8 protein-coding genes are annotated in these 12,265 nt (G+C 67.8%); 6 read left to right on the forward strand and 2 right to left on the reverse strand.

What is annotated here, in order from left to right:
• Nucleotides 1-64: 64 nt before the first annotated feature.
• Complete coding sequence (locus KVF89_RS28560) at nt 65-1,063, reverse strand: hypothetical protein (RefSeq protein WP_257430527.1); 999 nt, start codon at nt 1,061-1,063, stop codon at nt 65-67.
• A gap of 572 nt (nt 1,064-1,635) precedes the next feature.
• Nucleotides 1,636-3,195, reverse strand: a complete 1,560-nt coding sequence (locus tag KVF89_RS28565) for a hypothetical protein (RefSeq protein WP_257430528.1) — start codon at nt 3,193-3,195, stop codon at nt 1,636-1,638.
• Between the two features lie 472 nt (nt 3,196-3,667).
• Between KVF89_RS28565 and KVF89_RS28570 the strand changes: the two genes are divergently transcribed.
• The 6 genes from KVF89_RS28570 (at nt 3,668) to KVF89_RS30685 (ending at nt 12,265) form a co-directional block, all read left to right on the forward strand.
• Nucleotides 3,668-4,339: a hypothetical protein gene (locus KVF89_RS28570; RefSeq protein ID WP_257430529.1), complete on the forward strand. Its 672-nt coding sequence runs from the start codon at nt 3,668-3,670 to the stop codon at nt 4,337-4,339.
• 385 nt (nt 4,340-4,724) lie between these two features.
• A complete protein-coding gene (locus KVF89_RS28575; protein WP_257430530.1) occupies nt 4,725-6,134 on the forward strand; it encodes an RCC1 domain-containing protein in 1,410 nt (469 codons plus the stop codon).
• A gap of 268 nt (nt 6,135-6,402) precedes the next feature.
• Complete coding sequence (locus KVF89_RS28580) at nt 6,403-7,122, forward strand: hypothetical protein (protein WP_257430531.1); 720 nt, start codon at nt 6,403-6,405, stop codon at nt 7,120-7,122.
• A gap of 325 nt (nt 7,123-7,447) precedes the next feature.
• Nucleotides 7,448-8,734 carry a PucR family transcriptional regulator gene (locus KVF89_RS28585; RefSeq protein ID WP_257430532.1) on the forward strand — a complete coding sequence of 429 codons (1,287 nt, stop codon included), beginning with the start codon at nt 7,448-7,450 and terminating at the stop codon, nt 8,732-8,734.
• A 244-nt stretch (nt 8,735-8,978) separates the two neighbouring features.
• Nucleotides 8,979-9,953: an Rpn family recombination-promoting nuclease/putative transposase gene (locus tag KVF89_RS28590; protein WP_257430533.1), complete on the forward strand. Its 975-nt coding sequence runs from the start codon at nt 8,979-8,981 to the stop codon at nt 9,951-9,953.
• Between the two features lie 551 nt (nt 9,954-10,504).
• A complete protein-coding gene (locus KVF89_RS30685; protein WP_443690008.1) occupies nt 10,505-12,265 on the forward strand; it encodes an ABC transporter permease in 1,761 nt (586 codons plus the stop codon).

Genomic DNA, 12,265 nt, shown 5'->3' on the forward strand with positions numbered 1-12,265 from the left:
ACAGCCCTCCCCTGGCGAGCTGCCAGGGGAGGGCTGGTGGTCGGCGAGAGCAACCGTGGGGGCCTCAGTCCTCGCCGCGCTCGGGATAGGGAATCAGTTCGTCCGGCTCGTATGGACGGCACCAGACCGGGTCGTCGGACGGGCCTGGATCCGGAAACGGGAACTTGTTCCAATCGCCGGGAGCCGGGGGACGGTAGAAGGTGCTCTCCTGGGTGCACGCCGACCTTGCGCGGGCGGCCACCCGGTTCCCGGGGCCCGAGGCGCTGAGTGTGAGCATGGGGGATAGATCATCCCCGCTCTTGGTGGTGCATCCTGTGAACGGCGGGATATCGATGGTGCCTGTGAGCTGACCGCCGTAGATCGGGTTGAAGTAGTTTTCCTCGCCGAGCGTCGCCAGGTACGCCATGACATCTTGTTCGGAGCCCGCGTGTTCGGGTGGGATCGTGTATCCGGGGCCCACCATCCGGACCGGCGCGGGCCGGACTGTGCGGCACTTCCCGCTGATCCCGATGTCAACGCCGTCCAGTAGGACCTGGGTGACCCGAATCTCGAACGCGTCTTCCACCACGGTGTCGGGGAAGATCCTCGTCTGGTCCGGCATGACAATGGAGTCGACTTCCGCGTGGACGGGGATCACCCGCCCGTCGGGGCGCCGCCGCTGACTGATCTGGATCGTGGCTTCGGTTGGGAGCAGACCGAAACCCACTGTCCGCACTCGCATCGGCGGCATGTAGCCGTAGGGCTCCGGTGCTCCTGGTGGTGAGACGAAGGCGGCGTCGCCTCCCACCTTCAGGAATTTCGGCTCTCCGGGCTGGGTTGTTCCGGTGGGAATGCTCCCGCCATAGGCGGCCAGCGTTAGCGGCGGGACAGCCACGTACTGCTTGGCCTTGGCCGTCTCCGACATTCCCATCTGCTGGACCCACATCCACTGGCCTGGCTCGATGGTCGGCTCGGGGAGGCCGGGGTACGGCATCGGAGCGGCCTGGCTGCTGACTGGCCAGCAAAGCACCAGAATCAGGCCTAGACACAGCAGCCGCCGTCGTCGGCGGATCGTGGTCCACATGGTGGGGACTGTGCCCGATGTGACTGGACTCGCTCAAGCCTTTGCTCTGCACGGCGGCGTCGGGCGACCGATGTTGTGACGGGGGTGACAAGGACGGGGATGTCGTGTTCCAGGCGGCAGCGGTGTCTCCGTTGCTTGTTCTGTAGGGAGGGCGGCATTGTCGCGCGATTGACTCTGTGGTGACTGTGCGCGAACAGCGGCACATTGGGCCAGGTGGATGTCGGTGAGGCTGATGGCGCACGTCGATGTGGCGCTCCGCGCCGACGCACGGCGGTTTCCGGACTTGTCAGGTTCCAGACTGTCCGTTGCCAATCCGGCTGGTTCACGGCTACGTCGATGGCGGCTCGGGTGATCGAGACGCCCGGCTCCGGGGCTGACGGTGGTTCGGAGAGGTGCGAGCAACCAACTTTCAAGGAAGCCCGGCGGTGATCGGGTGACCTGGTAGCTGCGCGCAGGCAAGGGCGCCGTGCTCGCCTGCTGCCGTGGCACCCGGATGGCCGAAATGCAACGGTCCTGCCCAGGGGGAGTTCCCTGGACAGGACCGCAGCTCGTAGGTCGAGGGGCGCGGAGGCCTACCTCTTGACCTTGATCTTCACCGGCGGGCTGGAGGCCGCGTTGTGGGTGGCGTCGCCCGCATAGCTGGCGGTGACGGTCCACTTGCCCTTGGCGCCCTTGATCTTCTTGATCGTGACGTTCGCGGTGCCGTTGGCGACCGCTCCGGTGACGGTGATGGTCTTGGTCTTCTTCTTCTTGCCCTTCTTGAGGATCTTGCCGGTTGCGGTCACGGTGACTGAGCCGGTGGCGGCGACACCACCCTGCACGGTGACGGTGGCCTTGCCTGCCTTCCTCGTCGTGGGAGCCTTGGTCACCTTCACGCCCACCACCGGCGTCGTCTTGGACGTCCCCGTCGTGGGGGCCGGGGCGACAGTCGTGACGGCCGAGGTCGCGGTCACCGGTTCCTCGCCGGCTTTGGTGGCGGTGGAGCGATAGGCGATCGTCGTGCCGGCAGGGTAGTCAGCCAGGGGCAGCGAGCCCGAGGTGGACTCACCGGCGACCGGTGTGCCAACGGCCTGCCCGTTGACCAGCCACTGACTGGTCACGTCGTCGGGCTCGGCGGAGAAGGTGCCAGGCGTGCCCGTAAGCAGCCCGGAGCCAACCTGAGCCGTCCCAACGACCGTCGGCAGTTTCGCCCGGAGCATGCGTGTCACGATGGCTGCGGCGTTGCTGGAGCCGTAGATGCCGAACTGGCCAATCGGCTGGCCTGCCAGCGACGCCGGGATCTGCAGGAATGCGCTTGCGTGCAGTGCTCCATCCTCGTCCAGGGCCAGCGCGCCGACGGGCAGGCCGGCAGCTGTGATCGCCACTGCCTTGGTCCCCGCCATATCGGGCAGGGACTGTGGGCCACTCGCAGATCCCCAGGACACGGTCGAGCCGTCGGCCAGCAGCGCGTACGCCGGTCCCGCACTCGTCCCGTTGCTCGCGATCGCCTTCACATTGCCCGACACCTGGGTGGCGGGCGGCAGCGGGAAGGTGCTGTTAGTGGCAGAGCCCCAGCCGATGACAGTGCCGTCGGTGGTCAACGCGTGCACGAAGTACTGGCCCGCCGCGATCTGGGTGGCTTCCAGTCCATTGGGCACTTGGGTCAACCCGTCTGCAATCTCAAACCCATCGCCGCCTTGGTTGCCCCAGGCCACGACGGTGCCGTCCGACTTCAACGCAAACCCGTTGTAGTAGCCCAGGGCGAGCTGGACCACTCGGGGTTCTCCGGGCGCGGCGGGCCGAGTCAACTCCTGTGGCACGTCCGTCGGGTCTCCATAGGACGCTGAGCGACCCCAGACCACCACCCGGCCGTCTGCGCCCACTACTCCGGCGTTGTTCACCGACCCGACGGCCAGGTCCACCACGTCCATCGACGCGACTTCCGCCGGTATGTCCTCGAGGCCTGCGGCGTTCTGGCCCCATGCTGCGACCCGACCGTCGCCGGTTAGCGCCAGTGTCACTGATTCTGCCGTCGCGACTTCGAGCAGCGCGACGTCCTCTAACTCGGCGGGCAGACTCCATTGGCCAAGGTCGGTGCCGCTGCCCCAGCCGACATAAGAACCAGCCAGTGCCAGGGACGCGGGCAGCGCCATCGGGCCCGGCACGTCTGTCCCGGGGCCGCTCGTCGGGCCGTCCGCGATTGCCGGCGCCGCTGCCAGTCCCAGGCCGACCGTGAGAGTGACTGCCGCTATGGCCGCCCTCCCCGATGATCTCCGCATGCTCCGTCCACCCACGATCTCTGCGTCACGTCTCATGGTCGGGACTGTGCCGGACGAGTCGGTTCGACTCAACCTGTTCCGGTGTCTTGGTCCGCTGCGCAGGGCGATGTTGTGACAGGGATGACAAGGACGTGCATCGGGCGCTTCGGGGATTCGGTTCTTGTGATCCGCGTGAGCAATTCCGGTGATGCTTGGGCATATGGACGGCCCGGGACCTTGCGGACCGACGCGTGATCGGGATCACTATGCGGTGCAGCCCGGCGCATCCGGTGCCGGGTGTCAAATCGAAAGGATCGGACCCATGTTCCGTCATATTTCCAAGCTGGGCCTCAGGCTCCTCGCGGTCGTGGCCGCGCTGGCCGTGGCAGCGATGATCGCAGCCCCGGCCCAGGCCGCCTCGGGCCCCATGCGCGCAGTCGTTCTCCAGAACGCGGCCGGCGTCGCCTATGCCTCGGGCGACAAGCCGGTGACCCTTGTTGACAAGGGCGCTGGCTCGGTCTCGGCCACGTTCCTCGGCACGACCTACGCCTGTGCGAGCGCGAGCGCGAGCGGCACGTTCCACTCCAGCACGACCTCCGTGCCGGACCCGTACCTCACGCTCACGACTGTCAACATCAACGGTTGCGCTGGGCCTGCCGGTACGACCATCAATGTGCGGCTGAAGTCGACCGCTGGCTGCTCGCTGAGGGTCTACGCCAACAAGCCCAGCCCGCTCCCGACGGTTGACGACCTGCTCATTGACACCGTTCTCGGTCAGCTGAACACCAACCACCCGGTCACCGGTGCCCCGTGCCTGGTTGCCGACGGCGGCGCTCTCTGCCAGATGGACGTCGGCGGCGTGACGGGTGGGGACTTCCTCGAGGCCACCCAGCAGCTTCGGGTCAGCGGTCCTGGCCTGAGCATCTCGAACGCCACCGGTCTGTGCGCGTTCGTCAACGGCGCCGCGATCACGCTCAACGTGCTCTTCAAGGTCACCCCCGGCAGCACGGTGGGCGACAAGATCAACTTCATTCCGTGATCGCGCGCACGTTGATCCTCGATTGCTGAGGGTCATCTGATCTCGGGGAACCCCCCCCCGGCCGGTCGGCCCGGTAGACGAAGTACCGGGCCGACCGGCCACCCATGGTAATGAGTCGCTCCCACGCGTGGTAATGAGTCGGTCGCTGTGTGTGGGTGTCGACATTTGTCGAAGACCAGAGATGGAGCATCCCTTGAGAATCCGTACCCTGCTGACCGCCACGACCGTTGGCGCCGTGACCTTCGCCTTGGCTGGCGCGGCAGTTGGCCCGGCGCTTGCCAGCCAGCCGATCCCCGCCAATCAGAGCGGTCATCTGGTGAGTTGGGGAGCGGCGAGTTCTGCTGTTGCCACCACGTTGCCCGCAGAGCTTGCTGGGAAGCGGATCGTGAGTGTTTCGGCCAGCAACAACCCGGTGACCGGTGCGGTCACCGACGACGGTGAGCTGGTGGTCTGGGGTTCCGGAGCGGACGGAGTGAAGGCAGGCGCGCCCACCGGCCTGACCGACGTCGCTGCGGTCGAACTGAAGGAGGGCAACGGCATCGTCCTGCGCGAGGGCGGCGAGGTCGAGGCGTGGGGAAACAGCGCTGGAATCTCCAACGAGCCGAACGGTCTACTGGCCCGGGCCGTGGCGGTGGACACCATGGGCACCGCCTTCGCGGTGACGACCGACGGGACCCTGGAGCACTGGGGCACCGCTCCGTTCCTGGCTCCGCCCGATGACCTGACCGGCCTGGTTGACGTGGTGGCGGGCAACGCCGGCGCCGCGCTCGACGCCGATGGCAATGTCATCGCCTTCGGGACCGACTTGATGCCCGGCAACACCCCGCCCGGTGACATCCAGGGTCACGTCACCCAGCTCGCCAGCGGTGCCTACACCCTCGGGGCCATCCTCGACGACGGCTCGATCCGGCTGTGGGGCACGGTCCTCAATCCGGCTGAGCCCATCCCGGCCGTGCCGGCGAAGCCGGACGGCAAGAACGTCATCTCCCTCGGGATCGCCAACGGCAACAATGTCATCGCCGTCACGGAGGACGGCCAGGTATACGCGTGGGGGCCCCACGCCGATCTGGGCAATGTCGGTGCTGTGGACGGCATCAACGACGGCGAGCAGGTCGCGGCCGTCAGCGTCGGCAAGGATCACGCCGCTGTCATCGTGACCGACTTCCGCGCGGCCGCCGCTCCCATCATCGCCGGCTCGCCGGTGACCGGGCAGCAGGTGAAGGTCACCACGCCTGCGGAGTTCACTCTCGACCCCGACGGCGAGGTCACTGGCCAGTGGCTCAAGACGACGGGTGGCACCACGACCGAGGTCGCCGGTGCGACCAGCGACACCCTGACCCTCGACAAGAGCCTCGAGGGCGCGACGATCAGCTACGAGGCCACCGCCGAGCGCGGCGGCGAGACCGTGGTCACCACCTCCAACGCGCTCGGTCCGGTCACCGCGGCGCCCGTCGTCAAGGTCGCCAGCAAGCTCACCGCCGACAAGCCCGTGAGCAAGTACAAGGGCAAGAAGGCCGCCGCGAAGAAGGCCAAGAAGACCACCTTCGCCGCCACCCTCGCCACGCCCGGTGTCACGCCGGCGGGCACGCTCACCCTCGCCGTCGAGGGCAAGGTGAAGAACAAGAAGGGCAAGACCAAGACGGTCACCAAGAACGCGACGGCGACCGTGGGCGCCAACGGCACCGTCCAGATCGTGATCAAGGGCCTCAAGCGGGGCAAGTACACCGCCACCTGGTCTTACCCGGGCAGCTCTACCGCGCTTCCCTCGACCATCGTGGTGAAGTTCAAGGTCTGACCTGACCATCACGTCGAGTCTGCCGAGACCTCGGGGTCTCGGCAGGCTCGACGTCGTCTGTCATCGCATCTGCCCCGGACCGCTCGCGGTCCGGGCAGATGTCATTCGGGCACGCATGAGGGCGAGCGCAGTTGACGGTCGTCGTTGCGGAGCCGGTTCTTGTGATGTGGGTGAGCGATTCCGGTGTTGTCAGTGTGCTTGGGTGACCGGACCCCTTGCGGGGAGAAGTGCGAGCGCGGGTCACTGTCCGGAAAGCTCGGTGCACTCGGTGCCGGCGTCCATCGGAAGGATCGGACCCATGTCCCGTCAGATTTCCAAGCTGGGCCTCAGGCTCTTCGCGGTCGTGGCCGCGTCGGCCGTGGCAGCGATGATCGCTGCGCCGGCCCAGGCGGCCGTGTCATCGGTCGTGCTCCAGAACGGCCCGCCTTATGCGTCGGGCAACTATCCCGTGACTGTTGTCGACAAGGGGCCGGGCACGGTTTCGGCGACGTACCTCGGCAGCACCTACCCGTGTGCCAGCGCGAACGGGTCCGGCCAGGTTCACACCAACATCGCCGGTGTGCCGAGCCCGTATCTGACGCTCACCGCCGCCAACATCAACAACTGCGCCGGTCCGGCCGGCACGACGATCAACGTCGTGCTGAAGGCCGGTTGCTCGCTCAAGGTCCGGGTCGACCCGACCACTCAGGCCTCGGCCGCCGGGCTGACCGACACCGCCATCACCGGCAAGGTGAACGCCAACGATGCCTCGGGCAACCCGTGCCTGCGTGCTAACGGCGGCGCCCTGTGCCAGATGGACGTCGGCGGCGAGACGGACGCGACCTACAACGAGGTCACCCAGCAGCTCACGATCAGCGGGTCCGGATTCAGCGTCTCCAACGCCACGGGCATCTGCGCGTTCGTCAACGGCGCGTCGATCTCGCTGAACGTCGCCTTCGACATCACTCCCGGAAGCAACCCAGACGATGCGATCAACTTCCGGCCCTGAACCGGGTGCGCAATGACTCCTGATCACTGAGAGCCAGCGGATCCTGGCAATCCTCGGTCGGCCGGCCCGGTAGACGAAGTGCCGGGCCGACCGGCCACCAGTCCTCTGAGCGATGCGGGACAGTACGCCGAAGACCGGACCACTGCGACCCTCGCTCTCGGCACGCTGCGCTATCGCGTCTAACGGACGCACATTCTGCCATCCAAAAACGCGCTATCGCTTCCGTCGGCACCGAAGAGACCTACGCTGTGATGGCGGACACATCGGGGGGTTGGTCCTCGCGGACGCGGGACCAGTGGTGCCTGTGAGCCGGAGGGAGTCCGACATGACGGAGACGCCGATGCCGTCCCTGGAGTCATCGGAGGAGTCGCCTCGAGATGCGCTGTCCCGGGTCGTCCAGATCCTGCGCCCTCAGATGGAGACCATGGCCGAGCAGATCGTCCGCCAGATCCAGGACTCCGTGCCCGAGCTCGCCGGGCCCGCCGGCGCGCCACGTAGCCAGGTCCTCGTCCTCGCCGCTCGTACGGCGGCGCGGCACTTCCTCGACGATGCCGAGCAGCTGCCCGGGCAGGAGCGTCACGTCGACGAGATGTTCCGTCGTCTCGGCTACACGCAGGCCCAGCGAGGGCGCAGCCTGGAGGCGCTCGAGGCCGCACTGCGGGCAGCGACCCGATGGTCCTGGCGCTATCTCGCGGAGTTCGCCGTCGGTCACGACCTGTCCGGCACGGATCTGCGAGATCTGGCCGGTGCCGTCTTCGACTATCTCGAGCACCTGCGTGACCAACTCGTCGCGGGCTTCGAGCTGGCACATCGGGTGGGGAAGGTCGGTCACGACGCCGCCCGTGACCGGTTGTTCGAACGGTTCCTGGCCGACCCGGTGTCCCGGCCCGGTCCAGGGGTCAGGCTGGGAATCGACCACCAGGACCTGCGGGCGCTGGCCGAGGCCGCGGGATGGTCCATCCCCGAGACCGTGGTGGCGCTGGCGGTCAGCTACTTCGGGGAGCCCCCCACTGTGCTCGAATCGCCGACCATGCTCATCCATGTCGAGCCCCGGCGCATGCTCGTCTTGTGCCCACCCGAGGAGCGGGACGAGCTCGTCGCGCAGATCAGCTCCTCCGGCCCCGGCCTGCGGATCGCGGTGAGCTGGCCCGTACCCCCTGGAGAGTCGGGATCGGCGCTGCGCTGGTGCCAACGTGCCCTCGACCTCGTCCAGCGCGGCATCATCGTGCCGACACAGGTCGTCAACTGCGCCGAGCACGCCACCCAGCTGTGGCTGCACGCCGAGCCGTCCATGCGCCAGCACCTGTGCCAAGAGCTGTTGCGTCCGCTCCTCGCCGAGGCGCCCAACTCACGATGGATCCTGTCCGAGACCCTCCTGATCTGGGCCGAGACCCGGGACAGCGCACCCGCGATCGCGGCTCGGCTCGACGTGCATCCACAGACCGTGCGCTACAGGTGGAAGCGGATCAATCAGCTGTTCGGGGAGTCCTTGCGCGACCCCGAGTTCATCGTCCAGATGACCCTCGCGCTCAAGTCCAGCCTCCCGTTGTGGAAGGCCGGTGACCAGAGCGACTTCGACCTGTTCCACGAACGGTTGGAGTCGAGCGCCTGACCCGGCGCACGGCACACGGCAGACTCGCCAGCGCTGACTGACCGCCGTTCCCGCGGCGAACACCGGATTTCGGGCCCGGCAACGGCCTCCAGCAGTCCGTCCCCGCTTCGGAGCACCGTCGGCTCGGCCATGAGCACCTCTTCCTTCGGGCCTTCGGTCTCCTGGAGTGCGGGTCGGATGGCGGTGGGCGCCTGCCTGTGGAGAGTGATCGGGAGGTGCCGGAACTCATGGGCAGACTCGGCGCATGCCCAGTGCCGAAGACGAGAGTCGGGGTCAGCCTCACGACTCGCTGTTCCGGCTTGTCTTCGACAACGCCGTGAACGCCGCTTCGGAGTTGCGGTCGCTGCTGGCGCCGGCGGTGCTGGACCGGATGGACCTCGATGGCCTCGAGCGGGTGCCGGGCAGCTTCGTCGACGATGACTTGCGTCAGCGTCATGCCGATGTGCTGTTCCGTGTCCCGCTCGACGGGCGTGAGGCCTATCTGTATGTGCTGGTCGAGCACCAGTCCGCTCCAGACCGGTTGATGGCGTTGCGGATGGCGGCCTACCAGGTCCGGATCTGGGAGCGGCATGTCAAGGCGCACCCGGGGAGTGGGCTGCTGCCGTTGATCGTCCCGGTGGTCGTCCACTCCGGTCGCCGTCGTTGGAACGCTGCCACCGACCTGGGCGAGCTCATCGACCGCAGCAGTGCGAGCGACGGGAGCGCGGATGGGCTGGTTCCATCATGGCGCTATCTGCTCGACGATCTGGCCATGGTCGATGACCAGGCGTTGCGGCAGCGTCCGCTGACCGACCAGGCGCGTCTGGCGTTCGTCGCGTTCCGGCTGCCTGCGTCCGAGGACGCCGTCGCTCGGTTGGCCGGGTGGCGCGAGGACGTCCGGCGGGCTCTCGATGAGCCGGGCGGGCGCGGCTTCCTGCACGCGTGGTTCACCTACGTGTGGGCGACCACCGATCATCCGCTCGAGAGTATCGTTGGCTTTGCTGAGACGGTCGGACAACAGGCAATGGAGGTCGCCATGAGCACTGCGGACGTCCTGGAAGCACGCGGTGAGGCGCGTGGGAAGGTCGGTGCCGTCCTCTCGGTGCTCGCTGCGCGGGGGATCGAGGTCCCCGACGATGTGCGCGAGCAGATCGCGTCGGCGACTGACCTCGATCTCCTCGACACCTGGCTCCGCCGAGCGGTGACTGCCGCCAGCGCCGGCGAGGTTGTCGCGCACTGATTCTTGCCGCGGCGGCAGTCTCCGCCGTCATGCGCGGCTCCGAGCACGACGCCCCCGTCGCGCTCTCGTCATGACTTCGAACTCCCGGCCGTAGGCGCCGCCTACCGCGTGCCGGGACCCTTGCGACGGTCGCCGGCGTCGAAGCGCCGGTACCTCTCGGTCATCGTCATCGCCGGGCTCCTCCGCCGGTACGCGCGCCGTCTTGTCACGCACCTCACAACTGTCGGCCCATACTCGGGTGGGGTGATCGCAGGTCGTCGCGGGGGAGTGGGCGGTAGGGCACGGTGTCGGCTATGAAGATCGCCTGCCCGCGGGCTGCTGAAGGTGCGCGGCGTGCAGTGAGCCGCTCCCGCGCGGTCCCGTCACGACACCGTTTGTTGTCACTCCACTGACAAGGCGCGTCACTTGCACGCGCGGTCGTACGCAATCGCGCCCGTGTGACTGGGCGCACACCTACGCTGCTGGGGGCCGCCCCTCGGTCACGGCAGCCCCACTGACCAGCACGCGTATCCAGCACGTACGAAAACCGCACAGAAACCCAGGAGGACCCCGTGGGCGGATCGATCGAAGTGACCGGGCTCAGCAAGACGTACGGCCGACAGAACATCTGGCACGACGTCACGCTGACCCTGCCGCCCGGCGAGATCACGGCGATGATGGGGCCCTCGGGCACCGGCAAGTCGGTCTTCCTCAAGTCGCTCATCGGGCTGGTGCAGCCCGAGGAGGGGCAGGTGCTGGTCGACGGCGTCGACATGGTGTCGGTGCCGGAGTCGCACAAGCTCGAGCTGCGCAAGAAGTTCGGCATCCTGTTCCAGGACGGCGCGCTCTTCGGCTCGATGAACGTCTACGACAACGTCGCCTTCCCGCTGCGTGAGCACACCAAGCTCAAGGAGCCGCAGGTGCGCGACGTGGTCATGGAGAAGCTCGACATGGTCGGGCTGGTGGGTCAGGAGCACAAGCTGCCGGGGGAGATCTCGGGTGGCATGAAGAAGCGGGCCGGCCTGGCCCGCTCCCTGGTCACCGACCCGGAGATCATCCTCATCGACGAGCCGGACTCCGGCCTCGACCCGGTGCGCACCTCCAACCTCGCCCAGCTGCTGATCGAGGTCAATGCCGCCACCGACGCCACCATGCTGGTCGTCACCCACAACATCGAGCTGGCGCGCACGCTGCCCGACAACATCGGCATGCTCTACCGCCGCGAGCTCGTGATGTTCGGCCCGCGCGAGTCCTTCCTGATCACCGACCACCCGGTCGTGTCGCAGTTCATGAGCGGCGACCCCGACGGCCCGATCGGCATGAGCGAGGAGACCGACCACCGGCGCTCCGAGCCGTACGACCTCGTCGGCAGTGGCTACCCCGGCGGCGGGATGATCCCCAGCGGGGCCCGCGCCATCGAGGTCGTGCCCCGGCAGCTCGCTCCCCGCTCGGGAGCGGCCCGGCCCAGCTCCGAGCGGCACCGGGCGCGCGTGGCCTCCGGCGGCGCGCCTCTGTACGTCGCCGACGACGAGGAGTCTGACCAGGCGCGTTCCGTCGCTCGTCCCAGCCTCCCCGTCCGCTCGCTGAACGCCACCGGAAGCCTCTTCGCACTCGCGTTGGACACGATGCGGGCCCTCTTCAGGCGCCCCTTCCGGGCGAGTGAGACGCTTGAGCAGTTCTGGTTCGTGGTCAGCGTCTCCTGGGTCCCCGCGATCCTGATCTCGATCCCGCTGGGCGCGGTGATCGCGCTCCAGCTGGGCACGCTGACCACCCAGCTCGGGGCGCAGTCCTTCACCGGCGCGGCCAGCGTGCTCGCCATCGTCCAACAGGCCGCGCCGATGGTCACCACGCTGGTGATCGCCGGCGCCGGAGGTGCCGCGATCTGCGCGGAGCTCGGGTCACGGACCATCCGCGACGAGATCGCCGCGATGCGGGTGATGGGTCTCAACCCCGTCCACCGGCTCGTGGTGCCCCGGGTGCTGGCCTGTGTCGGGGCGGCGGTCCTGCTCAACGGCCTGGTCTCGGTGGTCGGCGTGCTCGGCGGCTACTTCTTCAACGTCATGCTCCAGGGCGGGACGCCCGGCGCCTACCTGTCGAGCTTCACGGCCCTGGCCCAGATCTCCGACCTGTGGGTCGGCGAGATCAAGGCCGTGATCTTCGGGTTCATCGCCGCCGTCGTGGCCTGCTATCGCGGGCTCAACACCGCGCCCGGCCCCAAGGGCGTCGGCGACTCGGTGAACCAGTCGGTGGTCGTCACCTTCCTGCTGCTCTTCTTCGTCAACTCCGTCCTCACCGCGCTCTACCTGACGCTGGTGCCCATGAAGGGGGCCTGA

This window comes from Nocardioides carbamazepini (assembly GCF_024614185.1).
In the GTDB taxonomy this organism is placed as follows: domain Bacteria; phylum Actinomycetota; class Actinomycetes; order Propionibacteriales; family Nocardioidaceae; genus Nocardioides; species Nocardioides carbamazepini.